Origin of the sequence: Rhizobium sp. ERR 1071 (assembly GCF_007828675.1) — a bacterium.
GTDB lineage: Bacteria > Pseudomonadota > Alphaproteobacteria > Rhizobiales > Rhizobiaceae > Rhizobium > Rhizobium dioscoreae.
Window position 1 is genome coordinate 160,149 of sequence record NZ_VITM01000008.1, and the last position, 23,394, is coordinate 183,542.

Annotated in this window: 22 protein-coding genes; 14 read left to right on the forward strand and 8 right to left on the reverse strand. The window is 59.3% G+C overall.

Going from position 1 to position 23,394, the window contains the following annotated elements; genetic code table 11:
- Positions 1–6: 6 nt before the first annotated feature.
- Positions 7–1,074: an SGNH/GDSL hydrolase family protein gene (locus FBZ99_RS24450; protein WP_113395670.1), complete on the forward strand. Its 1,068-nt coding sequence runs from the start codon at positions 7–9 to the stop codon at positions 1,072–1,074.
- On the forward strand, positions 1,067–2,140 hold the full coding sequence (locus FBZ99_RS24455; RefSeq protein WP_162764045.1) for an acyltransferase family protein: 1,074 nt from the start codon (positions 1,067–1,069) through the stop codon (positions 2,138–2,140). Before FBZ99_RS24450 ends, FBZ99_RS24455 begins: the two co-directional genes overlap by 8 nt.
- A 31-nt stretch (positions 2,141–2,171) precedes the next feature.
- Here the strand turns inward: FBZ99_RS24455 and FBZ99_RS24460 are convergent, their stop codons facing one another.
- The gene (locus tag FBZ99_RS24460) at positions 2,172–3,044 is read right to left on the reverse strand and encodes a DMT family transporter (RefSeq protein WP_113501593.1); all 873 of its coding nucleotides are present in this window, start codon (positions 3,042–3,044) and stop codon (positions 2,172–2,174) included.
- A 253-nt stretch (positions 3,045–3,297) separates the two neighbouring features.
- Between FBZ99_RS24460 and FBZ99_RS24465 the strand changes: the two genes are divergently transcribed.
- Positions 3,298–4,497 (forward strand): MFS transporter, encoded by a 1,200-nt coding sequence (locus tag FBZ99_RS24465; RefSeq protein ID WP_113331447.1) that lies wholly within the window; start codon positions 3,298–3,300, stop codon positions 4,495–4,497.
- Positions 4,498–4,624: 127 nt separating this feature from the next.
- On the forward strand, positions 4,625–5,878 hold the full coding sequence (gene ispG / locus FBZ99_RS24470) for a flavodoxin-dependent (E)-4-hydroxy-3-methylbut-2-enyl-diphosphate synthase (RefSeq protein ID WP_113331449.1): 1,254 nt from the start codon (positions 4,625–4,627) through the stop codon (positions 5,876–5,878).
- 24 nt (positions 5,879–5,902) lie between these two features.
- Here the strand turns inward: ispG and FBZ99_RS24475 are convergent, their stop codons facing one another.
- Together FBZ99_RS24475 and FBZ99_RS24480 are read right to left on the reverse strand one after the other, a co-directional pair.
- Positions 5,903–6,544, reverse strand: a complete 642-nt coding sequence (locus tag FBZ99_RS24475) for a LysE family translocator (RefSeq protein ID WP_113389777.1) — start codon at positions 6,542–6,544, stop codon at positions 5,903–5,905.
- Between the two features lie 233 nt (positions 6,545–6,777).
- Positions 6,778–7,692, reverse strand: a complete 915-nt coding sequence (locus FBZ99_RS24480) for a polyprenyl synthetase family protein (RefSeq protein ID WP_145635465.1) — start codon at positions 7,690–7,692, stop codon at positions 6,778–6,780.
- 177 nt (positions 7,693–7,869) lie between these two features.
- On the opposite strand from FBZ99_RS24480, the gene mtgA reads away from it, so the two are divergent.
- The 3 genes from mtgA to rpmF all read left to right on the forward strand — a co-directional run bounded on the left by mtgA (position 7,870) and on the right by rpmF (position 9,753).
- The gene (mtgA, locus tag FBZ99_RS24485; protein ID WP_371865532.1) at positions 7,870–8,619 is read left to right on the forward strand and encodes a monofunctional biosynthetic peptidoglycan transglycosylase; all 750 of its coding nucleotides are present in this window, start codon (positions 7,870–7,872) and stop codon (positions 8,617–8,619) included.
- A gap of 128 nt (positions 8,620–8,747) precedes the next feature.
- A complete protein-coding gene (locus FBZ99_RS24490) occupies positions 8,748–9,395 on the forward strand; it encodes a glutathione S-transferase family protein (RefSeq protein WP_113352896.1) in 648 nt (215 codons plus the stop codon).
- A gap of 172 nt (positions 9,396–9,567) precedes the next feature.
- Positions 9,568–9,753, forward strand: coding sequence for a 50S ribosomal protein L32 (gene rpmF / locus FBZ99_RS24495; protein WP_003543812.1), 186 nt, complete (start codon positions 9,568–9,570; stop codon positions 9,751–9,753).
- Between the two features lie 353 nt (positions 9,754–10,106).
- Here rpmF and phaR read toward each other — a convergent pair whose 3' ends face one another.
- Entirely contained in the window at positions 10,107–10,679 is a 573-nt protein-coding gene (phaR, locus tag FBZ99_RS24500; RefSeq protein WP_069611531.1) for a polyhydroxyalkanoate synthesis repressor PhaR, read from the reverse strand.
- Positions 10,680–10,920: 241 nt separating this feature from the next.
- On the opposite strand from phaR, the gene FBZ99_RS24505 reads away from it, so the two are divergent.
- A complete protein-coding gene (locus tag FBZ99_RS24505) occupies positions 10,921–12,102 on the forward strand; it encodes an acetyl-CoA C-acetyltransferase (protein WP_112724156.1) in 1,182 nt (393 codons plus the stop codon).
- 161 nt (positions 12,103–12,263) lie between these two features.
- A complete protein-coding gene (locus FBZ99_RS24510) occupies positions 12,264–12,989 on the forward strand; it encodes a beta-ketoacyl-ACP reductase (protein ID WP_069611533.1) in 726 nt (241 codons plus the stop codon).
- A gap of 215 nt (positions 12,990–13,204) precedes the next feature.
- Here the strand turns inward: FBZ99_RS24510 and FBZ99_RS33260 are convergent, their stop codons facing one another.
- The 3 genes from FBZ99_RS33260 to FBZ99_RS24520 all read right to left on the reverse strand — a co-directional run bounded on the left by FBZ99_RS33260 (position 13,205) and on the right by FBZ99_RS24520 (position 13,982).
- Positions 13,205–13,378: a hypothetical protein gene (locus FBZ99_RS33260; protein WP_173002557.1), complete on the reverse strand. Its 174-nt coding sequence runs from the start codon at positions 13,376–13,378 to the stop codon at positions 13,205–13,207.
- Positions 13,379–13,526: 148 nt separating this feature from the next.
- On the reverse strand, positions 13,527–13,781 hold the full coding sequence (locus FBZ99_RS24515) for a YMGG-like glycine zipper-containing protein (RefSeq protein ID WP_113389778.1): 255 nt from the start codon (positions 13,779–13,781) through the stop codon (positions 13,527–13,529).
- 45 nt (positions 13,782–13,826) lie between these two features.
- Complete coding sequence (locus tag FBZ99_RS24520) at positions 13,827–13,982, reverse strand: DUF3309 family protein (protein ID WP_075853478.1); 156 nt, start codon at positions 13,980–13,982, stop codon at positions 13,827–13,829.
- Between the two features lie 1,265 nt (positions 13,983–15,247).
- Between FBZ99_RS24520 and FBZ99_RS24525 the strand changes: the two genes are divergently transcribed.
- From FBZ99_RS24525 to FBZ99_RS24545, 5 genes are all read left to right on the forward strand, one after another.
- Positions 15,248–18,385, forward strand: coding sequence for a helicase-related protein (locus FBZ99_RS24525; RefSeq protein ID WP_145635469.1), 3,138 nt, complete (start codon positions 15,248–15,250; stop codon positions 18,383–18,385).
- 3 nt (positions 18,386–18,388) lie between these two features.
- Positions 18,389–18,793: an RNA-binding S4 domain-containing protein gene (locus FBZ99_RS24530; protein ID WP_113389779.1), complete on the forward strand. Its 405-nt coding sequence runs from the start codon at positions 18,389–18,391 to the stop codon at positions 18,791–18,793.
- Between the two features lie 206 nt (positions 18,794–18,999).
- Positions 19,000–19,338 carry a ferredoxin FdxA gene (gene fdxA / locus FBZ99_RS24535; protein WP_069611537.1) on the forward strand — a complete coding sequence of 113 codons (339 nt, stop codon included), beginning with the start codon at positions 19,000–19,002 and terminating at the stop codon, positions 19,336–19,338.
- Between the two features lie 399 nt (positions 19,339–19,737).
- Positions 19,738–20,310, forward strand: coding sequence for a CarD family transcriptional regulator (locus tag FBZ99_RS24540; RefSeq protein WP_069611538.1), 573 nt, complete (start codon positions 19,738–19,740; stop codon positions 20,308–20,310).
- A gap of 407 nt (positions 20,311–20,717) precedes the next feature.
- Positions 20,718–21,581: an RNA polymerase factor sigma-32 gene (locus FBZ99_RS24545; RefSeq protein ID WP_113352721.1), complete on the forward strand. Its 864-nt coding sequence runs from the start codon at positions 20,718–20,720 to the stop codon at positions 21,579–21,581.
- A 28-nt stretch (positions 21,582–21,609) separates the two neighbouring features.
- Here FBZ99_RS24545 and FBZ99_RS24550 read toward each other — a convergent pair whose 3' ends face one another.
- A complete protein-coding gene (locus FBZ99_RS24550) occupies positions 21,610–23,034 on the reverse strand; it encodes a M48 family metalloprotease (protein ID WP_246661196.1) in 1,425 nt (474 codons plus the stop codon).
- Positions 23,035–23,394 lie beyond the last annotated feature (360 nt).

A 23,394-nucleotide genomic window follows, 5' to 3' on the forward strand; every position in this document is an offset into this window, starting at 1 on the left:
GACGAATTGTCCATCATTGCGCGCTGGCGGCCTTGGCCGGTTCGTGAGCTTCACGTCGTGGCTGCGTCAATTCTTCTGAGCGTGTCAACATTCATGCCGACCTTTGCGGCGGAAATGACCGAGCGGCCGTCGAAATGGGTCGGCCGCGTTGCGGCCAACGATGCGGCTTTTGGCTGGCCCGGCAGCGGTTTTGCGCTGCGTTTCGAAGGCACTTCGCTCTCGGCTACCCTCTTTGATACCGGGCAAAACAGCCTGGAGATCGAATTGGACGGTGTTCCCCAGCGCCTTGATCTGCAGACGGGGCAACACCGATATCAGCTTGCCGATGGCTTGCAGCAAGGCGTCCATAGCGTTCGCGCGACCCGCCGCACCGAAGGATGGATTGGCGATACCACATTCGTTTCGGCCGAAACCGACGGGTCGTTCCTTCCAGCGGAGGCATCGACCGAAGAGATGGTGGCAATAGGAGACTCCATCACTGCAGGCTACGGTGTCGAGGGTGTCGGTCCCGGATGCAAATTCACTCCCGGAACTGAAAATCAATATCTGACATATGCCGCTCTCGCCGCGCGTAGCCTTGGGATGGAGCTTACGACGCTCGCGGTTTCGGGAATCGGCCTTTCGCGTGCTCGCAAGGGCACGAAAACCATGCTTGACGTCATCGACAATGGGACGCTGTTGAGAAGCGGTGCGCCCGGTCTTCCTGACGAGCGCGTTTCCACGGTCGTCATCAATTTGGGGACGAACGATTTTTCGGACGGCAAGAATCCCGACGATTTCGGCGGGGAATATGCCAAGCTTCTCTCCAAGCTCAGATATCAGTTTCCAAAAGCGTATTTCTATGCCGCGCTCGGGCCGATGATGCCGCAGAAGGATTTCGATGCTGCCGAGAAAGCAATCAAGGCCGTCGTCCAGACGAGCGTCGCGAAAGGCGAAAACCGCCTTCGATATCTGAATTTACGCGTCAAACCGAAGGATTTTGGATGCAACTGGCATCCAAGCCGCAGCACCCAGGCGGCGATGGCGGATGTGTTGGAACAAGCAATCAAAGCGGATCGAGGCCGTCATGGTTGACGAGCAGGTGCTTTCCATTCCGCGGTCAAACTCGAAACAATTGGACTCTCTCCAGTTTCTTCGGTTTGTGGCCGCCTTCTCCGTTGTTCTCTTTCATTTCGGACGCACCCTTGTGCTCGAGTACCATGTCGATCGCAATTATTTCGACATGGGTGCGGCCGGCGTCGACATTTTCTTCGTTCTGAGCGGCTTCATCATCAGTTATTCCTCCGATCCGGGACGCGGAATTGTCTATTTCGCACGCAAGCGCGTTGCAAGAATAGTTCCGCTTTATTGGTTGCTGACGCTGGTGATCGTCTTGATCGCGCTCGTGAAGCCCAACCTGCTCAATTCGACTGTGGTGACCGTCGACACGGTCATCAAATCTCTACTTTTCATCCCCTATCAGAAAAGCGGGGGCGCCGTACAACCGATCCTTTTCCTGGGCTGGACGCTTTGTTACGAGGTGTTTTTCTACCTGATCTACGGCGCCTGCCTGATCTTTGGCGCCAAGGCAAGCTGGTTCGCCTCCGCAGCCATCTTCTTCCTGATCGCGCTGCATGCGATTTGGCCCGCGGGATCTATCGAATGGCGTTTCTATACAAATCCGATATTGATCGAATTCGTTCTCGGCATGATGCTTCACAAGGCATATTCGGCTTACAGCGCCATCAGGAGCGGATCGAATGTCGCCGCCTTTGTGCTCGTTCTCCTGGCATGCGGGGCTTACTTCTTCATCGTGACACTCGCCGGCCCCAGTCTCTTTGCCTCAAGTCTCTTTGCGGTCCTCTTCGTCTCGGGCTTCCTGCTCATGCGGCTGCCGTCCGGGAAACTTTGGGCCATTCTGGTTCTGCTGGGAGATGCGTCCTACTCGCTCTATCTCGTTCATCCCTACACGTTTCAGCTTCCGGTTAAATTGCTGGGCAAGCACCTCTCCCTGGCCGTTGTGACGGGAATTTTGGCGCTGGTCACGCTTTGCACGATCGGGATCTCGGTGGTGCTTCTTAAGTTCTTCGAGCGGCCGATGCAGGCTCTTCTGATGCGGCGGCCGAAACCCATCGAGCCGACTGTCGCTCCGGTGGGGTAAAACCCAGCGTCTCGCTGCGGGTCGGCGACCATCAAGCCGCGGCCGTTCGACGCTTCATTCGTTCGCTGATAATGATGATGAAGCCGGCGCTGAGGATTAGGATAGCGCCGATGAAGGTGTTGGCGCCGGGGATGTCGCCCCAGATGAGGTAGCCGAGCAGGAAGGCCCAGACGAGGGAGGTGTATTCGAACGGTGCCAGCACCGAGACGGGTGCCTGGCGCATGCCTTCGAAGAGGGCGAGCTGACCGGCGCCGGCGATGATGCCGGTCAAGGCGAGTAGGACGATCTGGAGCGGCGTCGGCGTGTGCCAGTGGATGATCGCCATGCCGGCGGTCAGGATGATGAACATGATGTTGGAGACGGCCATCTGGATATGGCTCTTCTCGTGCAGCGCCGTCTTGCGTAGGAGCACCATGCCGCATGCCCAGAGGACGGCGGCCTGCAGCGCCAGATAGACCGGCCAGGAAATCGACAGCCCCACGGGATTGGAGGCGATCACCACGCCGCAAAAGCCGACGCCGACCGCCATCCAGCGGGCGAAGGTGACCTTTTCGCGCAGCACGATGGTTGCCAGAATCGTGCCGACGATCGGAGCGGCGTAGTAGAGCGTCGTTACCTCGGCGAGCTGCAGATAGGACGCCGCCGAATAATAGGAAATCCAGGCGATCAGGATGATGATGCTGCGCACGATCATCGGCTTGATGATCGGCGAGCGCGCCACCTTATGGGCGAGCGAAGGCCCTTCGAAGACGAAGCAGCCGGCAAGAATGGTGCAGCTTCGGATGAACAGGACCTGCCAGACGGGAATGGAGGCGACGAGCAGCTTCACCGCCGAATCGTGGGCGGTGAACAGCATGTAGGCAAACACCGTAAGCAGGATGCCATAGCCGATGGAGTTTTTCACGGGGATGCACCAGAGGATGACCCGGCTTGGGCCGACCGAAGAATCTTTCAGGTCTCAACCGATAGGAGCCTACTTTTTCGGCGTCAATAGAACATTTTGCCGATGGCGTGCACATGTGAATGATTTATTCGGGTTGTGGTGTCTTTGCCTCCGCTTTAACAGACGGAGATGAAATGTGACCGCTTCGACTTTTTCGATCGTTGAGATTTTAATCGATTTAAATAGACTGCGGCGCAAATTTGGAGGAATTTTCATGGACAACGGGACGAGAATGGAGGGCTTGAAGGAGCGTAGGAGCCCGTTTTTCACCAAATCACGTGCTGCGGTGTCGCTGATGTTTCTCATGAACGGCTTCATGGTCGGATGCTGGGCACCGAAAATTCCCGAATTCGCCGAGCGGCTGCAACTGACGAAATTCGAGCTCGGCCTGATGATCCTCATCTTCGGCGTCGGCTCCCTCGTCATGATGCCGCTCGCCGGCGCGCAGATCGCCGTGCGCGGCTCGCGCGTCGTCGTGCAGGCCTTTGCTGTGCTGCTGCTGCCGATGATCCTGGCGCTGACGCTGGCGCCGAATGTCTGGACGGCGGCGATCGCGCTTTTTCTCTTCGGCGGTTTCATCGGCGCCATGGATGTGGCCATGAATGCCAATGCCGTCTCGGTCGAAAAATCCATGCGCCGGGCGATCATGTCCTCCTGCCATGCCTTCTGGAGCCTGGGCGGCCTTTTGGGCGCGGCGATCGGCGGGCTGCTGATTTCGCGCTGGGGCATTCTCGGCCATGCCGAAGCCTCGACTGCGATCGCCGTGCTTTTCCTCGCCATTGCCTGGCCTATGGTGCTTGGCGATCAACCGCATCATGATGAGGCCAAGCCGAAGGCAAAGCTGCCGATGATCCCGCTGCCCTGGCTGCTCGGCATCGTCGCGCTCTTCTGCATGGTACCGGAAGGCGCGGTTCTGGATTGGAGCGCGCTCTATCTCAGCCAGGAAAAGGGCGCCTCAGTGGCGCTCTCCGGCTTCGGCTACGCCGCTTTCTCCGCCACCATGGCGACCATGCGTTTTGCCGGCGATTTCGTCCGCGATTGGCTAGGGGCCGTCAGGACGCTGCGGGTCTGCACGGTCTTCGCCATCGTTGGCATGCTGGCGGCGGCGCTGGCGCCGAACGCGGAAATCGCCATTCTCGGCTTTGCGCTCTGCGGCATCGGCATTTCCAACATGGTGCCGATCGCCTTTTCGGCTGCCGGCAATATTCCGGGCCTGCAGCCGGGCATCGCCATTTCGGTCGTCACGACGCTCGGCTATTCCGGTATGCTGGTTGCGCCGTCGGCGATAGGCTTTGCCGCCGAGCATGTCGGCTTCTCGCCAGTCCTGATGGCGCTACCGGTGCTGCTGCTTGTGGTGCTGGCATTGTCATCGCTGGCGCGCTACGCCGACGGCATCGGGGACGCCAAGCACTAATTTCGTCGCTTTTGCCCGGTAACGGTTGAGGTCAGTCCGATCAAAAGAGATTGTCGTGGCGGTTGACAACGACCGCTCTGTGATCCACCTGAAAGACACCCATTTTCGAGGCCTGCGAGAGCTTTCCATGTCGTCCGCCACCGATTTCGATCCGAAACCGCGCCGTTCCTCCGTTGCCGTCGATGTCGGCGGCGTGATCGTTGGCGGCGGTGCCCCCGTCGTCGTGCAGTCCATGACCAATACCGACACGGCAGATATCGATTCGACCGTCGCCCAGGTCGCCGCCCTCTACAAAGCCGGCTCGGAACTCGTGCGCATCACCGTCGATCGCGATGAAAGCGCTGCCGCCGTGCCGAAGATCCGCGAGCGGCTGCTGCGCCTCGGCATGGACGTGCCGCTGATCGGCGATTTCCACTATATCGGCCACAAGCTGCTCGCCGATCATCCGGCTTGCGCCGAGGCGCTGGCGAAATATCGCATCAATCCCGGCAATGTCGGCTTCAAGGACAAGAAGGACAAGCAGTTCGCCGAAATCATCGAGATGGCGATCCGCTACGACAAGCCGGTGCGCATCGGCGTCAATTGGGGCTCGCTCGATCAGGATCTTCTGACCGCGCTGATGGACAAGAATGCGGCGGAAGGTTCGCCGCTCTCGGCCCGGCAAGTGACGCGCGAGACCATCGTACAGTCTGCGCTGATTTCGGCGAGTCTCGCGGAAGATATCGGCCTCCCGCGCAACCGCATCATCCTCTCGGCCAAGGTCAGTCAGGTACAGGATCTCATCGCCGTCTACTCCATGCTGTCGGAGCGTTCCGACCATGCGCTGCATCTCGGGCTCACCGAGGCCGGCATGGGCTCGAAGGGCATCGTCGCCTCGTCCGCCGCCATGGGCTATGTGCTGCAGCATGGCATCGGCGACACGATCCGCGTTTCGCTGACGCCGGAACCGAATGGCGACCGTACCCGTGAAGTGCAGGTGGCGCAGGAACTGCTGCAGGTCATGGGCTTCCGTCAGTTCATCCCCGTGGTTGCGGCATGTCCCGGCTGCGGCCGAACGACGTCGACGGTCTTCCAGGAACTGGCGCAGAACATCCAGAACGATATCCGCAAGAACATGCCGGTCTGGCGCGAGAAATATCCGGGCGTGGAAGCTCTGAACGTCGCTGTCATGGGCTGCATCGTCAACGGTCCGGGCGAAAGCAAGCATGCCGACATCGGCATTTCGCTGCCCGGAACCGGCGAGACGCCGGCCGCGCCGGTGTTCATCGATGGTCAAAAGGCCATGACCCTGCGCGGCCCGAACATCGCCTCGGACTTCGAGGCACTGGTGACCGACTATATCGAAAAGCGATTCGGTCGGAAGAACGTCGCGGCGGAGTGATCCGCCGCTTAAAGCCGAGGCTGATTAGATATTGCTCGTCAGCAGCTTGATGCCGGCAAAGCAATAGAAGCCGGCCATGGCGCCCTCGATCCAGCGGCGGGCATTGCGATATACTTTGAGCGCATGCGATGTCGAAAATAGGATCGCATAGCCCATAAACGCCAGAAAACCCGTCGTGCCGCAGACGACGATGATCAGCACCGCTACGGAAGCGGGCGCGCCCTGCGGCATGCCGAGCGCGATGATGGCGAGCCATGCGAAGATCGCCTTGGGATTGGTCACGTGGATGCCGTAGCCACGCAGGATCAGCGATTTGAAGCTAGGCGCCTTCTGTTCCATCTCGGCTGTTTGCAGCTCGCCATGGGCGCGTACGGCACGGAATGCCTTGTAAGCGAGATAGAGCAGATAGATGCCACCGAAGATCTTCAGAACTTCCAGCGCCATCGCATAGGTCTGCAGTAGCGTCGCAAGGCCTGCCGCTGCGGCAATCGCCCAGGTCATTGATCCCCCGAAAATCCCGAGCGAGATCGTCATGCCGGCTTTGCGGCCATGGGTCATCGAGGTGCCGATGATGGCCATGATGGCGGGGCCAGGGCTAACGACGGCAATGATGTAGGCGATATAGGCCGGCAGGATCTGCGGCAGATAGGCAAGGGTTTCGTGCATGGAAGATTTCCCGGGGATGTCGGCCGTCGCGGAGAATTCAGCGTCTAAAGGCCAATACGGAACGGGACTGTGTCATAGATTGCGGCCGAAATCACCCGGCGCAGTTATGGATTCTTGTGATGGTGACATTTCATGGCTGAATGAATGGCCATGGCTGAGCGTGGCCATGGGCCGGTAGCCGCTGCCGAGCGGCTGGCTCACCCTCATGCAACACAATTGACGGTATTTCGGAATCAGCTCTTTCGGTTCGCGATGAAGCGGGCGGTTTCCGTCAGGATGCCTGCCTTGTCGCCATAGCCAGACAGCAGGTCAGCCGCTTCCTTCACCAGCCTTGCGAGCGTCGTTTCGGCCCATTCCTGCCCGTGCAGAGCGACCAGCGTGCCCTTGCCACGGGCGGCATCCTTGCCGGTTGCCTTGCCCATGGTGGCGGCATCGGCGGTGAGGTCGAGGAGATCGTCTGCGAGCTGGAAGGCAAGGCCGATCTTTTCACCGAAGATCCGGAGGCGCTTGCGGTCTTCGGCCGAAGCACCAGCGATGATGGCGCCGGCCTCGCAGGCAAAGCGGATCAGCGCGCCCGTCTTCATCGCCTGCAGCGTGGTGATACCCTTTTCGTCGGGCGCTTCCTTCTCGGCCGCGAGATCAAGCGCCTGGCCGCCGGCCATGCCGCCGATGCCGGCTGCGCGCGACAGCGCCAGCACGAGCGCCATTTTCCGATCCGCCGGCAGCTCCGTCTCGGGGGCGGCGATGATGTCGAAAGCGTAGGTCAGCAGGCTGTCGCCGGCAAGAATCGCCGTGGCGTAATCGAAGGCGATATGCACCGTCGGCTGGCCACGACGCAGATCATCGTCGTCCATGGCGGGTAGATCGTCATGGACCAGCGAATAGCAGTGCACGCATTCGAGTGCGGCGCCGACCCTCAGTGCCGCCTCGGCATCGCCGCCGAGAAGGGTCGCCGATTCCATGACCAGGAAGGGACGCAGCCGCTTGCCGCCGTTCAGGACGCCGTGGCGCATCGCGCTCAGCAGCCTGTCGGGGCGGGTGATCTCGTCATGGAGGCTGGTGTCGGCCAGCAGCCGGGTCAGCAGTGCTTCGGTCCTACCGGCATTGACCTTGAGGCGTTGTTCGAATGAGGTATCGGTGCTGTCCATGGCCGCTGTTTGGCATGAGAGGCGGTTGCTGGCAACGAGAATTGTCAACAGCCAGGTGGGGAATTGCGTCGCACTCTGGTCATCGCTTTGCGTAGACGGTATGACGAATGCAGCATCAGAGCGTTTCCCGGATATATCAAGGCGTGCCGGGATGGAGCGATCGTGGACGTCAGGCATTTGGACATATCGACGGACAGTGAGGAGGAGGAAGCCGAGGTGCCGCGACGCTCCTCCCTGTTGGCACGCTTCAGGGACCGTCCGTTCTGGCAGCGCATCGTCCTCGTCCTGATCGGCTTTTTGCTGCTCCCCTATGTCTTCATCGTCTTCTACCTGCTGCCGTTCATCCATCCCGTCTCCACCCTGATGATAGGTGATGCCGTCGCCTTTCAGGGATATGACCGCCGCTGGGTCCCGCTGGAGAAAATCGCGCCGGTGCTGGTGAAATCCGTCATGGTCTCGGAGGACGGGCAGTTCTGTTTTCACGGCGGCGTCGATTGGGGGGAGATGCGGGTTCTCGTCGAGGAGACGCTGAGCGGCAAATCCACCCGCGGCGGCAGCACGATCCCGATGCAGACGGTGAAGAACCTGTTTTTATGGAACGGCCGCTCCTTCGTGCGCAAGACGCTGGAATTGCCTTTGGCGGTCTCCGCCTCGGCCGTGTGGTCGAAACGCCGGATGATGGAAATCTATCTGAATGTTGCCGAATGGGGACCGGGCATTTACGGCATCGAGGCGGCGGCACGCTATCATTTCAAGGTGCCGGCCTCCAAGCTTACGGCACGTCAGGCGGCGCTTCTTGCCGTCTCGCTCCCCAATCCGATCGATCGGGTGGCAAGCAAGCCGGGACGAGGCCTCAGCCAACTCGCCTCGCTCATCCAGCGCCGCGCACGAAATGCCGACGCATATATCAAATGCCTTTATGACTGATATCAGAACTTGTCGTTCGATCGGCTTGTCGTCATCTGGCATCCTTGGCCGTGACGTAAGGGCGGGTTTGAATCATTTCAAATAATTCTTTCCCTTCGGATTCCGGCGCTGAATAGGAAACAATGATCGTGGACAAGCTCACTCTCTATATCGGCAACAAGAACTATTCGTCCTGGTCGTTTCGACCGTGGCTTGCTCTTGAAGGATGCGGCATTCCTTTTGAAGAGGTGCTGATACCTTTCGATTTTCCAGGTGGAAATCCGCGCATTCGTGAGGTGTCGCCGACGGGCAAGGTGCCGATGCTGGTTCACGGTGGTTTCAAGGTATGGGAATCCTTCGCCATCATTGAATATGCGGCCGAGCTTTTCCCGGATGCCGGACTTCTGCCGAGGGATCGCCAGGCGCGTGCGTTGGCGCGATCCTATAGCATGGAGATGATTTCGGGCTTCAGTGCCCTGCGTAACAGTTGCCCGATGAACATGCGCCGTCCGATCGCGCGCCGCGAGCTGCCAGATGCGGTGACGACGGATGTGGAGCGCATCGAAACAATCTGGCGCGAGGCGAGAGCCGTTTCAGGTGGGCCTTTCCTGTTCGGGAGCTTTTCCGGCGCGGATGCCATGTTTGCCCCTGTTGTCAGCCGCTTAGAGCGGTACGACATTGCGGTTGCGGCGGATACGCGGGACTATATGGCTGTTATGAAGGCGCTGCCTGCCTGGCAAAAATGGGAGGAAGCGGCATTGCAGGAAACATGGACCGTGCCGGAGGATGAGGACTGATTCGGCGTCGAATATCCGCGAATCTGGCGCGGCCGGCAAAAAATGCTATTTGGGACTGGTCAAAGCCCGGCAAGCCATGTATAAGCCCGCCCAATTTCCGAAATTGATGCATGTCTGTTTCGGCCGCCTTGCTGGCCGTGGACATGTTTCGTCCGTACATGGAGTAACGAGAATGGCTGTACCGAAGAGAAAAACGAGCCCGTCCAAGCGCGGTATGCGCCGCTCTGCTGACGCCCTGAAGGCTCCGACCTACGTCGAAGACAAGAACTCCGGCGAACTGCGTCGTCCGCACCACATCGACCTGAAGACCGGCATGTATCGCGGCCGTCAGGTTCTGACGCCGAAGGAAAGCGCATAATCTAGCGCTGCCTTAATGGCATGGATGAAAAGGCTGGCGGTTCGCCGGCCTTTTTGGTTTTGATCGGGGGTGCTGAAGTGGATTATACGGGGGGAAAAACGCCGCCTCGCGGTATGGTGCGGCTCTGATATTCCCCTCTGTCCCTTTCGGGACATCTCCCCCAAAAGGGGGGAGATTATTGGGAGTATGCTGCCCGCTCTCACCAAACCGATAACTGCAGTTCCGCGGATTCGATATCCGCTTGAGGCGCGAGGATTCAGCAAGTTACCAATCTCCCCACTTGTGGGGGAGATGTCACGTCAGTGACGCAGGGGGTAAAACTCTCCAAGAATTCACGAGCGCGTTGGCATGCATCAAAGGCTATCTAGCTTGTTCTGCATGGCGCGGAGCTGTTCCTTCAATTCGTCGATGTCCTTGGCTTCGGCCTTGCGGCTTTCCTTGGCCGGCGGCTTCATGAAGGGTGAGAACATCTGCATGGCCTGCTGGAACATTTCGGTGTTGCGGCGGACCTGTTCCTCGACCATCTGCATGGGCAGTTGCAGGTTCTTGCCGAGCGGCGTTTCGCCGAATGCGCGATTGATCTGCTCGCGCATCTGCGTCTGCTGCTCGGTAAAGGCGCGCATCGAGTGCTCGAGGAAGCTCGGCACTACCATCTGCATCTGGTCGCCGTAATAGCCGATCAGCTGCCGGAGGAAGGAAATCGGCAGTAGCGTGTTGCCGGTCTTCGATTCCTGTTCAAAAATGATCTGTGTCAGGACCGAATGCGTAATATCTTCACCGCTCTTGGCGTCCTGGACGATGAATTCCTCGCCCTTCTTCACCATCTCCGCCAGGTCGTCCAGCGTCACATAGGTGCTGGTGCCGGTATTGTATAGGCGGCGATTGGCATATTTCTTGATTACGATCTGGCCCTCATTTTTTGCCATTATCAGTCTCCTGGCCCCGTCTGATTGTATGGAATATTCCTCCACTCCGGAGTGTAGACGCAAAAGAAGCTTGGTGACAATCGGTTTGTGCGATGCGGCAAGGCCTTTCCTTTGATTGGATTTTTTGAACGCGGTGACAGCTTCGTGAAATCTGCTCGATGAAAATTCTTGCTGTTTGACTCAGAAGCAAAGCTTTGACAGTTTCGCCTCATATACGTGTCCATTCTGTGAGGAGGCTTCCATGAGCAGTTCATCCATCGTCGTCGCCAGCGCTGCCCGCACCGCTGTCGGTTCGTTCAACGGTGCTTTCGCGACCGTTCCGGCGCATGAACTTGGCGCGGCCGCGATCAAGGGTGCGCTGGAGCGCGCCGGTGTCGATGCCAAGGAAGTCGACGAAGTGATCCTCGGCCAGGTACTTCAGGCTGGCGAAGGACAAAACCCTGCCCGCCAGGCCGCGATGAAAGCCGGCATTCCGCAGGAGGCGACCGCATGGGGCGTGAACCAGCTTTGCGGTTCCGGCCTGCGTGCCGTGGCGCTCGGCCTGCAGCAGATTGCAACGGGTGACGCGAAGATCATCGTCGCCGGCGGCCAGGAATCCATGTCGATGGCGCCGCATGCCGCGAACCTGCGCTCCGGCACCAAGATGGGCGACATGAAAATGATCGATACCATGATCAAGGATGGCCTGACGGACGCCTTCTACGGCTATCACATGGGCATTACGGCGGAAAATATCGCCCGCCAATGGCAGCTTTCCCGCGATGAGCAGGATCAGTTCGCCGTTGCCTCGCAGAACAAGGCCGAAGCTGCGCAGAAGGCCGGCCGCTTCAAGGACGAGATCGTCCCTTTCACGATCCAGACGCGCAAGGGCGACGTCACGGTCGATGCCGATGAGTATATCCGCCATGGCGCGACGATGGAGGCCATGGCGAAGCTGCGCCCGGCCTTCGACAAGGAGGGTTCCGTCACCGCTGGCAATGCTTCCGGTCTCAACGACGGCGCCGCAGCGGCCGTGCTGATGACCGAGGCGGAAGCCTCGCGCCGCGGTATCCAGCCGCTGGCCCGCATCGTCTCCTGGGCGACAGCCGGTGTCGACCCGCAGATTATGGGGACCGGGCCGATCCCGGCCTCCCGCAAGGCGTTGGAGAAGGCCGGTTGGTCGGTCAACGACCTTGATCTTGTCGAGGCCAACGAGGCGTTTGCCGCCCAGGCCTGCGCCGTCAACAAGGACCTCGGCTGGGATACGTCGATTGTCAACGTCAATGGCGGCGCGATCGCCATCGGCCACCCGATCGGCGCCTCGGGCGCACGCGTCCTCAATACGCTGCTGTTCGAAATGAAGCGCCGCGGCGCCCGCAAGGGGCTTGCCACGCTGTGCATCGGCGGCGGCATGGGCGTCGCCATGTGCTTCGAAGCGCTTTAAAATCAAAAAAGTAGAGCAAGATGTCGTCCGAAAACCGCGGGACATTTTCGGCATCACGCTCTGAGGCGTCTTGAAGGGTATTTCCAGAAGAAGTGGTGAAAGCGGAGCGGGCTACCCGAGCTTCGGGCGTCCCGCCTCCGCAACAAAAAGGGGAGTGGCACATGAGCAGAGTGGCATTGGTAACCGGCGGTACGCGCGGCATCGGAGCCGCCATTTCGATGGCGCTGCACAATGCGGGTTACAAGGTGGCGGCAACCTATGCCGGCAATGACGAGAAGGCCCGGGCTTTCCACGATGTGACGGGTATCTCGGTCCACAAATGGGATGTCACCGACTATGAGGCGTGCGGCAAGGGAATTGCCAAGGTCGAGCACGATCTCGGCCATGTCGACATCCTGGTCAACAATGCCGGCATCACCCGTGACGCCATGTTCCATAAGATGACGCCGCAGCAGTGGCATGAGGTCATCAACACCAATCTCACCGGCCTCTTCAACATGACGCATCAGGTCTGGCAGGGCATGCGCGACCGCAGCTTCGGCCGCGTCATCAATATCTCTTCGATCAACGGCCAGAAGGGGCAGATGGGCCAGGCGAACTATTCCGCCGCCAAGGCAGGGGATCTCGGCTTCACCAAGGCGCTTGCCCAAGAAGGGGCCGCCAAGAACATCACCGTGAACGCGATTTGCCCTGGCTATATCGGTACTGAGATGGTGCTGGCGGTGCCGGAGAAAGTGCTGAACGAGCGCATCATCCCGCAGATCCCCGTTGGGCGCCTCGGCGAGCCTGAGGAAATCGCCCGTATCGCGGTTTTCCTCGCCAGCGACGATGCCGGTTTCATCACGGGATCGACCATATCTGCCAATGGCGGCCAGCTCTTCGTATAAGCAATTCCAGAAGAAGCGCAGGGCAGCTTTTCTCATCCGAAGTTGCGTAAAGGTAATGAGATGGAGCGGTTCGGAACTCTTGCGAGAGGCTGAGCCGCTTCAGACCGTTATGGAGCGGGATGCCGAAAAGTGTCAGGGGATTACAGCGGATTCAGATTTAGGCCGACTCATCCGGCTCTAGGGGTGGACTAAGAGTTCCCATTCCCGGCGTGCAATCATCCCCGGTTTGAATTTGCTTGCTGTCGCTGCCGTGGCTTGAATTCCAGAACGACGGCTTCAAGTGCGCCCTGCTGCTTTTCCTTTCCGCGTGCTCTTGCCGCGCTGGCGAGGGCGTAGAAAGTCGTGCCGATGAGCACGAGTGCTGCAATGCTTGCGATGATTGCGGCCATGATGCCGTTCCTTTCTCAAAACACTGCCACCTTCCCCCGGGCGATGCCGCGGGAAGACGATTTTCCTGAGGGAACGGTTGTTCCGTGAGTTTGTTCCAGAACGCGTCCTGACCGGCCGTAAAGGACGATCGGTCAGGCGATGCTGGCTTTAGCGGCAGCGAGCTTCGTAACGGTGACCATACCGATCGCGGTAGATGCAATATCCGCGACGATCTTCCGAGCGTCCGATGAGGTTGCCGACCACACCGCCAGCGACTGCGCCGACAGCGGCGCCACCCCAGCTATGCGTGGCTACGCCGCCAATCAGCGCGCCGGTACCGGCTCCGATGGCCGTGCCTTTTTCCGTAGACGTGCACGATGCCAATGCGCCGAGGACGGCGATCGCGAGGATGATCTTCTTCATGGTGTAGCTCCCTGGTGTTGCGAGGTTTGAACAACAAACCGCGGATCAAATCCGTCCCATCAATAACAGAATAAGGACAATGACGAGAACAAGCCCGAGACCACCCGATGGGCCATACCCCCACGCCCGGCTGTAACCCCAGCTGGGTAGTGCGCCGATCAGCAGCAGAATCAGTATCACAAGCAATACCGTACCAAGCATGATGTGTCTCCTCCATGTCGATCGCTTGAATGTCCCGCCAATATCGCTTCCGATCCGACGTTATCCTTCCAGCGCTTCAGCTCAAATCCGTATCCAGGAACAGGCTGAGTTCCGCAATTCTGTGCAGATAAACTTGCGTGCTCGATAATTGTTCCGGCTAAGAAATAAAAATGCGAGTAGGCGGGAGCCTGGGCCTTAGGGAAACGTTAGTGCGGCAACGTCATATCGCCGTCGCCGGAGCGATGGGAGATCCGTTTGTATGGTTAAAATATGATTAAAATACAATGGCTTGTGGTGAACGAAACGGGAAAGGACCGATGTCTGTGATTCGTCGGCGATTCGTTCTCTATTTGGACTTGGGCTAACCGCGAGCCTCCTCCAGGTACGCCATCAAGGTGCCGGAAGGGCGAAGTGGAGCCCAGGTGAACCGCATAGATGGTGCTTTCGCCGGCCGATTGGTTAATTTGCTGCAGGTTTGTGGGAGGTTCGTCTATTCATGGCAGTGCTATTTCGCGATGCTGTTCCGACGAAATACAATATGTAGCCGTGAACGAATACGATACCTGCCTCTATCCGCGATTCGTCACCGATTCGTTCCGGCTTTGATCGATGTGTTAATGGCTGCAGCTATTGCGTGTATTTGCTGATTCGTTATAGCTGCGCTCGTTAAAAGGTTAATCACAATCGCAGATTCGGCCGGAATTCGGGTCTCAACCATTCAGAGTCCGGTATGTCCGCGGCCGGGAAACACTAAATATTGTGGAGAACAGAAACGGAACCGCCTGGAATCTGCGATTCGTCTCCGATTCGTTCCGGCTTTGGCCCGGATGTTAACGCGATCCTTTGATTCACGCGAAACTTCATTATTTACAGACCATTAACCATAATGCGATCGGAAATTTCGCTGGCTGGGCATTCTCCGCTTGACTCCTTTTGCGCTGGAAAAGTTGCGTAAACAAGATTCAGCATTTGGTGTGAATCTTTTCATTGAAATCCATATGTAGTCGTGAACAAATAAGGAACGCAGTGGAGTCAGCGATTCGTCTCCGATTCGTTCTCAAGCTGTTCCGGAATCGCCGGGACTCGCATGGGATGCAGCCGAAATGTAGCTTATGGTTGAGGCGATCAAATATGAAATCGGTTGTTGTCGTATCTGTTTTTTCATTCGGGTCTTGCCTTTGTCACATATGGTCGTCATCTGTTCGTTTCCTCCAGGAGGAACATGCTGATCGGAAGACGGTAGTTTCTCGCCCATGCACGGACCTATGACTCAGACTTCGCAGCCCATGATCCTGAGCGGACGCGGCGTAACCGCGGTGCTCGGACCAACCAATACCGGCAAAACCCATTATGCTATCGAGCGCATGGTGGCACACGGCAGCGGCGTGATCGGCCTGCCGCTGCGGCTGCTTGCCCGCGAGGTCTATACGCGCGTCGTCGAAAAGGTCGGGGCACACAATGTCGCGCTCGTGACCGGCGAGGAAAAAATATCGCCACCCAATGCGCGCTATTCGGTCTGCACCGTCGAGGCCATGCCGCGCGAGACGCGCGCTTCCTTCGTCGCCATTGACGAGGTGCAGCTTGCCGGTGACCTAGAGCGCGGGCATATCTTCACCGACCGTATCCTGCATCTGCGCGGCCGCGATGAAACCCTGCTGCTTGGTGCCGGCACCATGCGGCCGATTCTCGAACAGCTTCTGCCAGGAATTACGGTTCTCGAACGGCCCAGGCTGTCGCATCTCTTCTACGCCGGGCAGAAGAAGATCACGCGCCTGCCGCAGCGCACGGCGATCGTCGCCTTTTCCGCCGACGAGGTCTATGCGATCGCCGAGCTTATCCGCCGCCAGCGCGGTGGCGCGGCCGTCGTTCTCGGGGCGCTCAGTCCACGTACCCGCAATGCGCAGGTGGCCCTCTATCAGGAAGGTGATGTCGAATATCTGGTTGCGACAGATGCGATCGGCATGGGGCTCAACCTCGATGTCGATCATGTCGCCTTCGCCCAGGACCGCAAGTTCGACGGCTATCAGTTCCGCAACCTCAATCCGGCCGAGCTTGGCCAGATCGCAGGTCGTGCCGGCCGTCACCTTAAGGATGGCACTTTCGGGGTGACGGGGCAGGTGGACCCGTTCGATGACGAGCTGGTGCGCCGGATCGAGGGACACGAATTCGATATGGTCAAGGTGCTGCAATGGCGCAGCAAGGATCTGGATTTCGCTTCGATCGCGGCGTTGCGTGCAAGTTTGGAAGACGCGCCTCGCGTGCAGGGCTTGACGCGGGCGCTGCCTGCGGTAGACCAGCAGGCGTTGGAATATCTGTCACGCGATCTGGAGATAGTCGATCTTGCCAGCAACCCGGCTCGGGTTGAGAAATTGTGGGAGGCCTGTGCGCTTCCCGACTATCGGCGCATCACGCCTGCCCAGCACGCCGATCTCATTGCCGCCCTCTTTTCCGATCTCGTGCGCTATGGCACGGTGAAAGAGGATTTTCTGGCCGAACAGGTGCATCGCGCCGATCGGACGGACGGCGAGATCGACACGCTTTCGGCGCGAATCGCGCAGATAAGGACTTGGACCTATGTGTCGAACCGGCCTGGCTGGCTTGCCGATCCGACACACTGGCAAGAAAAGACGCGGGAAATCGAAGATCGATTGTCCGACGCGTTACATGAGAGGTTGACGAAACGCTTTGTTGATCGCAGGACATCTGTGCTCATGAAGCGCCTGAGAGAGAATGCGATGCTGGAAGCTGAAATCAGTGTGAATGGAGATGTCTTCGTTGAGGGACATCATGTGGGACAGTTGACCGGATTCCGGTTCACGCCTATCGCAGGGACCGAAGGGCCTGATGCCAAGGCTGTCCAGACGGCCTCGCAAAAGGCGCTGGCGCTGGAATTCGAGGCACGTGCCGCACGTCTGCATGCGGCCGGTAACGGCGATCTCGCGATCAGTGCCGATGGCCTCGTGCGCTGGCTCGGCGATCCCGTCGCGCGCCTGTCAGGCAGCGATCATGTCATGCGTCCGCGCGTCATCCTGCTCGCCGACGAGCAGCTGACCGGCAATGCGCGCGATCATGTCGCCGCTCGTATTGAACGCTTCGTGAATCACCACATCAGCACCGTCCTGAAGCCGCTGGACGATCTCCAGCGCGCCGAAGATCTGCAGGGCCTTGCCAAGGGACTGGCCTTCCAGCTGGTGGAGAATCTCGGCGTTCTGTTCCGCCGGGATGTCACTGAGGAAGTGAAGTCGCTGGATCAGGACGGGCGTGCCTCGATGCGCCGCTACGGCGTTCGCTTCGGCGCCTACCATATTTTCGTGCCCGCCCTTCTGAAACCCGCTCCGGCCGAGCTCATTACGCTGCTCTGGGCACTGAAGAATGACGGCCTGGACAAGCCCGGCTATGGCGATCTGATTCCGGTTCTAGCTGCCGGCCGTACCTCGGTCGTTACCGATCCTGGATATGAGCGCACATTCTACAAGCTTGCAGGCTTCCGGTTCCTCGGCAAGCGCGCGGTGCGTATCGACATTCTGGAGCGCTTGGCGGACCTCATTCGTCCGCTGCTGCAGTGGAAGCCTGGCCAGGCTTCGCGCCCCGACGGCGCCTATGACGGCCGTCGCTTCACGACGACGACCGCGATGCTCTCCATTCTCGGCGCGACGCTTGAGGACATGGAGGAAATTCTCAAGGGTCTCGGTTATCGCGCCGATGCGGTCAGGGCGGAGGAGGCCGCGGCCTTCCTCGCCCAGCAGGATGCGGCTGCGGCACCAGCGGCGCCGGCCGCAGATGCCGTTACTGAAAAAGCCGACCATGACGATGCCGATGCTTCGAGCGACGAGCCGGCTAAGGAAACGGAAGCTGTCACCCAGGAAGCAGCTCCGGCTGCGGATGTCTCGGCTGAACCGGTTGCCGTAGCGACTGAGTCTACCGAGGTTACCGAAGCTGGTGCAGTTGCCGCGGAAGCAGCCGAGCCCAAGCCGGTTCTGCTTTGGCGTCTGGGTGGTCGCAATGACCATCAGCAGCGCCAGGGTGGTCGCGGCCATGGCGATCGCCGCGGCCCGCAGGGCGAGGGGCGTGGTCACCAGGGCAATCGCCGTGGCGGCGAGCAAGCCGCCGGTGAAGGAAGTCGCGAAGGCGGTCGTGATCGTCGCGACGGACGCGACAATCGTGAAGCTCGTGGCGGCGATAAGGGTCCGCGCGGCAATCGCGAAGGTGGCCGTCCGCAGCATCAGGGCAACCGTGGCGAACGGGGCGATCGTCAGGAGCGCGGCGACCGGAATGATCGCAACAATCGCGGCGCGTCGCAGCCGCTGCGCTTCGAGGCCAAGCCGCCGCGCAAGGAAAAGCCGATCGATCCGGATTCTCCTTTCGCCAAGCTCGCTGCCCTCAAGGAGCAGATGAAGAAATAGGCCATGACGGACGAGAAACAGCCATTTTCCGGTTCGCGCCAGCGCATCGACAAATGGCTGTTCTTTGCCCGCATGGTGAAATCCCGTTCGCTGGCCCAGCTCTATGTGCAAAACGGCAGTGTCAGGGTGAATGGCGAGCGGATCGCCCAATCGAGCTTCGGCGTCAAGGCAGGCGATCGGATCGAGCTCTCGCTGGAGCGTCGCGATATTGTGTTGATCGTGCGGGCGTCCGGCGAACGCAGGGGGCCATTCGAGGAAGCCAGGCTGCTTTACGAAGATCTGACGCCGCCGCCGGATGAGACAAAACGTCTCACCCCGTTCGAGCAGGCGTTGCGCGCACCGGGCAGCGGCAGACCCACGAAACGAGATCGGCGCGCAATCGACCGCCTCACCGCCGACGACGATTAGAAAACTCTGCCTGTCGCAGGCGGTTTTCAAGATTGTTTGTCCTTGAAATTGGCTGGCAAAGTGGATACCTCACGATCAACCTGCCGGTAACCCGCCGGACGGCGCGTTTGTGCGTGACGCATTCGTGTGCCCGTTCGGCTCCGCGGAGAGGTGCGACGTTCCAGGTTGCGCATCCGCGGGAACTAGAGACATTCCTGGAGTGCTTCATGACATATGTCGTGACCGACAATTGCATCCGCTGCAAATATACCGACTGCGTGGAAGTCTGCCCCGTCGACTGCTTCTACGAAGGCGAGAACTTTCTCGTCATCCATCCCGACGAATGCATCGATTGCGGTGTCTGCGAGCCGGAATGTCCTGCCGAGGCGATCAAGCCCGATACGGAGCCGGGTCTCGACAAGTGGCTGAAGGTCAATGCGGAATACGCCGCCATCTGGCCGAACATCACCGTCAAGCGCGACCCGATGCCGGAAGCCAAGGAAATGGACGGCGAGCAGGGTAAATTCGAGAAATATTTCTCGGCCAACCCCGGCGCGGGCGACTGATCGAAGGTCGTGACAGGCCAGCGATAAAGGTGTAGTCGATATCGCAGAAAGCGAATCATTGCCGTTGGGCCGCTGGTCGGTCAACGTGGCCATTTTGGCGCGCGTGCAGCAAATTATTGATTTCCTCAGATTTTTGTGATAGGTTCCTCATACTGATCCACTGCGGCATTTCGCATGCCCAAAACCATCACGAAAGCAAATCACCAATCCGTACGCGGTTTCCTTGACATATCAACGTATTGTGTTGTCGGGTCCCGGATCGCGATGGATGGGTTTCTGTTTGCATAAGTCTGGCTGGACCAGGATGAAGTGACCCGACGGTACGTCCGTCTCATCCGGGCCTGACTGACCCGGCACCCCGGCCCTAACGGGGCGCGTAACAGGGAGTTTTTGAAAAGAATGACGACCCAGCAGAAAAAACCTTCAGCAGCACGCCACGGCTTCAAGACTGGTGAAGCGATCGTTTATCCGGCCCATGGCGTCGGTACGATCACTGCGATCGAAGAACAAGAAGTCGCAGGCATGAAGCTCGAGCTGTTCGTAATCGACTTCGAGAAAGACAAGATGCGCCTGAAGGTGCCGGTGGCCAAGGCCATGAGCATCGGCATGCGCAAGCTTTCCGAGACGGATTTCGTCGAGCGTGCATTGAAGGTCGTGCAGGGCAAGGCCCGCGTAAAGCGCACCATGTGGTCGCGCCGCGCGCAGGAATACGATGCCAAGATCAATTCCGGCGATCTGATCTCGATTGCGGAGGTTGTTCGCGATCTCTATCGTGCCGAGAACCAGCCGGAGCAATCTTATTCGGAGCGCCAGCTTTACGAAGCTGCTCTTGATCGCATGGCGCGCGAAATCGCGGCCGTCAACAAGATGTCGGAAACCGAAGCCGTTCGCCTTGTCGAGACCAATCTGAACAAGGGCCCGAAGCGCGGCAAGGTCGTCGACGACGACGACTCGCAGGACGAAGCCGCATAAGGCCAAGACGCCACCATTGCTTCAAAAACCCGGCCTTCGTGCCGGGTTTTTTTCTTTGGAACCTTTTCCGTTCTGCCGCGTTTAAGCCTCGTGTTGGCGGTCGGTGTGGGTACTCTCCTGTGGAGAGGGGGTTCCATACAGGCCGTATTGTAGACATTCACGAGGACCGGCCTATGCGTTTTCACTCGAAGCTCCCCGGCGATCTGAAGATGCTTCAATCGTCAGACCCGTTCGATGAGATCGAACTAGACTAGTCATCGATAATCCGGCCAGCCGGATATCGGTTTCCAATTCGCAATTTCATTCATTGATTTCCATCCGAACAGCGATGTTCGGAAGCGATGCTTGCTGCCCTTTTCGTCGACCGCGGCATAGAGACGATTTGAGGCCGAACCTAGGAGATGCATATGACGAATATGTCTGCAGATCGGCGCATGATCAAAGTTGCGATGGCTGCTCCCTATCTCGATCGCGACGAAGAACACGATCTCGCTATTCGCTGGAAGGATCACGAGGATCGTGGTGCCCGCAATCAGATCGCAACCGCTCATATGCGCCTCGTCATTTCCATGGCGGGGAAATTTCGTAATTTCGGATTGCCGATGAGCGATCTAGTGCAGGAGGGCTATGTCGGCTTGCTGGAAGCGGCAGCCCGCTTCGAACCGGAACGGGAGGTTCGGTTCTCTACCTATGCAAGCTGGTGGATCCGCGCTTCGATCCAGGACTATATCCTGCGCAATTGGTCGATCGTACGCGGCGGCACGAGTTCCGCCCAGAAGGCACTGTTCTTCAATCTGCGCCGTTTGCGCGCCAAGCTTGCCCGCAGCAATTCCAGCGTCACCGTCCAGTCCATCCACGAGGAAATCGCCGTCACGCTTGGCGTCAGCCTCGCCGACGTGCAGACGATGGATGCGCGCCTTTCCAGTAGCGACACCTCGCTGCAGGCGCCTTCGATTGCCGGCGATTCCGAAAGCGCCGAACGCATTGATTTTCTCATCAGCGACGAACCGCTTCCCGACGAGCAGGTCTCCGACATGATCGATGGCGAACGCCGTCGCATCTGGCTGGCATCGGCTCTGAAGCATCTCAACGAGCGCGAGATGAAGATCATCCGGGCGCGTCGTCTTGTCGAAGATGGCGCAACGCTGGAAGAACTCGGGGCCGATCTCGGTATTTCCAAGGAGCGCGTGCGGCAGATCGAAAGCCGCGCCCTGGACAAGCTCCGCAATGCGCTTGTCGATGCGGACCCGCGCATGGCAAGCTACGCCTGAGGCAGATCTTCTCCCGGCTGGGAGCGATCTATTCCGAGATAATTTTGACCCTATCGCCCGGCGCAATCGTCGCCCCGGTTGGTAGGGCATTGATCAGTTTGAACAGGTCGAGCTTGCGATCGGTGCCCATCATGCGGGCAGCGAGCGTGGTGATGGTGTCGCCAGGCTTGACGGTGACGACACGCACGCGCAGCGGCTTCAGCGAGGCCGCCTCCTCCGGCGTCATATGCCGGAAGCTCGCGCGCAGGACATTTGCGGTCTGATCGAGCTGGGCGATATTTCCTTTCGGCACTGCCGTCAGGAAACGGAAGATTTGCGTGCGATCGCGGATCACCGTGACATCGAAATCCCAGCGATCGGCGGAGGCGCGCGCTGTCGCGGCCGGCATGCCATTAACGGTGATCGACTGAATCGAATTGGGATCGAGGCCCGTGACCCAGCCGCTGGAAATATAGTTCGTCAGATTCTGGTTTTGGGTATCGGCAACGCCATCGAAACGGATGGCGATATCGCCCGGGCCAGTCGCCATGACGGCTTCAACCTTGTTGTCGATGCGGAAGTCGGGCGGCACGTCGAAGCGGATGCCGAGGCCGCCATGCAGGAAGGTCTGGCCGCGCACATAGCCTTCCTCGGGGCTGTCGCCATAGAGCAGCCCATCGATGCCGTTCAGGTAATAATCGCGGCCGATGTCGCCGACCTTGCCTTCCTCGCCGAATTCGCGGGCATGCGCCTTGGCAAGATCGATCCGCTGCGGCGTGCTCGGGTGGCTCGAAAGGAAGTCCAGGCTCTGGTCGACGTCGGAATTGGCCGACATGAAGCGGCTGTAGTCTTCCATCGCGTTCAGGAAGCGAGCGGCGGCATAAGGATCATAGCCGGCTTGGCCGAGCGTGCGGATGCCGATCTCGTCGGCCTGCAGCTCCTGCTGGCGCGAGAAGGCGGCAAGGCGCAGCTTGCCGCGGGCAAGCGCCTGCTTGCCGGCCAGATCGCTCGACAGGACTTCCGAAACGACGCGGCTAGCGATGACTTCGGCCTCCTCGCGCTTCTGCCTTTCGATGCCGTGGTTGGCGGTGACGTGCGCCATTTCATGCGCCAGCACGGCAGCAACTTCTGAAGCGTCGTTGGCGAGCGCCAACAGGCCGCGCGTGACATAGAGATAGCCGCCCGGCAGCGCGAAGGCGTTGATCGAGGGAGAATTGAGAATGGTGATGCGGTAGGACTGCTGCGGATTTTCCGACACGCTGGTCAAGGCGCCGGCGATGCGGGCGACGAGCCGCTCGGTCTTGGCGTCCTTATATTCGCCGCCATAGCTTGCGAGGATCCGCGGATGCTCGCGAGCGCCCATCTGCGCGCGCGGGTCGTTCTTCTGGACTTCGGAGACGATCTGCGGATTGGCGGAGGGAGAAACGCTCGGCTGGTAGGATTGATCCAGCACCGTCTGGCAGCCGTTCAACATCGCCGCGGCCGTAAGGACGGGGACAAAGCGGCGCAAACGGGCTGCGACGGTCGCATCGATCCTTCGTTGTGCTCGCTTGCTCTGCTTCAGGACCTGCATCCTACTCATTTCGCTGTCATGCCGGTTCGGCGCCAAATCCGGTTGATCCTTACCGGGCCGATCATCGTCGTGCGCCGACAAAGGTTACTTCCGCCCCCATCGATCCGCATTTACCCGGACGGTCTCCACCCCTTGCTGTAGCCGATTTTGGCACCGGTTGCATAGCGAGACTCCGTTTAAATGTGGCGGCGTTGTATTTTAGCAAGCATTCCCCAGGACTTTCAGCCGCTTGCCGCGACGAAATTAAGGCAAAACCGGCGG

What these genes read in the sequence shown, in the direction of transcription:
- FBZ99_RS24455 (WP_162764045.1), top strand. Translation starts at nt 1,067, where the DNA reads ATGGTTGACGAGCAGGTGCTTTCCATTCCGCGGTCAAACTCGAAACAA.
- FBZ99_RS24465 (WP_113331447.1), top strand. Translation starts at nt 3,298, where the DNA reads ATGGACAACGGGACGAGAATGGAGGGCTTGAAGGAGCGTAGGAGCCCG.
- ispG (WP_113331449.1), top strand. Translation starts at nt 4,625, where the DNA reads ATGTCGTCCGCCACCGATTTCGATCCGAAACCGCGCCGTTCCTCCGTT.
- FBZ99_RS24475 (WP_113389777.1), bottom strand. Translation starts at nt 6,544, where the DNA reads ATGCACGAAACCCTTGCCTATCTGCCGCAGATCCTGCCGGCCTATATC.
- FBZ99_RS24480 (WP_145635465.1), bottom strand. Translation starts at nt 7,692, where the DNA reads ATGGACAGCACCGATACCTCATTCGAACAACGCCTCAAGGTCAATGCC.
- rpmF (WP_003543812.1), top strand. Translation starts at nt 9,568, where the DNA reads ATGGCTGTACCGAAGAGAAAAACGAGCCCGTCCAAGCGCGGTATGCGC.
- phaR (WP_069611531.1), bottom strand. Translation starts at nt 10,679, where the DNA reads ATGGCAAAAAATGAGGGCCAGATCGTAATCAAGAAATATGCCAATCGC.
- FBZ99_RS24505 (WP_112724156.1), top strand. Translation starts at nt 10,921, where the DNA reads ATGAGCAGTTCATCCATCGTCGTCGCCAGCGCTGCCCGCACCGCTGTC.
- FBZ99_RS24510 (WP_069611533.1), top strand. Translation starts at nt 12,264, where the DNA reads ATGAGCAGAGTGGCATTGGTAACCGGCGGTACGCGCGGCATCGGAGCC.
- FBZ99_RS33260 (WP_173002557.1), bottom strand. Translation starts at nt 13,378, where the DNA reads ATGGCCGCAATCATCGCAAGCATTGCAGCACTCGTGCTCATCGGCACG.
- FBZ99_RS24515 (WP_113389778.1), bottom strand. Translation starts at nt 13,781, where the DNA reads ATGAAGAAGATCATCCTCGCGATCGCCGTCCTCGGCGCATTGGCATCG.
- FBZ99_RS24520 (WP_075853478.1), bottom strand. Translation starts at nt 13,982, where the DNA reads ATGCTTGGTACGGTATTGCTTGTGATACTGATTCTGCTGCTGATCGGC.
- FBZ99_RS24525 (WP_145635469.1), top strand. Translation starts at nt 15,248, where the DNA reads ATGACTCAGACTTCGCAGCCCATGATCCTGAGCGGACGCGGCGTAACC.
- FBZ99_RS24530 (WP_113389779.1), top strand. Translation starts at nt 18,389, where the DNA reads ATGACGGACGAGAAACAGCCATTTTCCGGTTCGCGCCAGCGCATCGAC.
- fdxA (WP_069611537.1), top strand. Translation starts at nt 19,000, where the DNA reads ATGACATATGTCGTGACCGACAATTGCATCCGCTGCAAATATACCGAC.
- FBZ99_RS24540 (WP_069611538.1), top strand. Translation starts at nt 19,738, where the DNA reads ATGACGACCCAGCAGAAAAAACCTTCAGCAGCACGCCACGGCTTCAAG.
- FBZ99_RS24545 (WP_113352721.1), top strand. Translation starts at nt 20,718, where the DNA reads ATGACGAATATGTCTGCAGATCGGCGCATGATCAAAGTTGCGATGGCT.
- FBZ99_RS24550 (WP_246661196.1), bottom strand. Translation starts at nt 23,034, where the DNA reads ATGTTGAACGGCTGCCAGACGGTGCTGGATCAATCCTACCAGCCGAGC.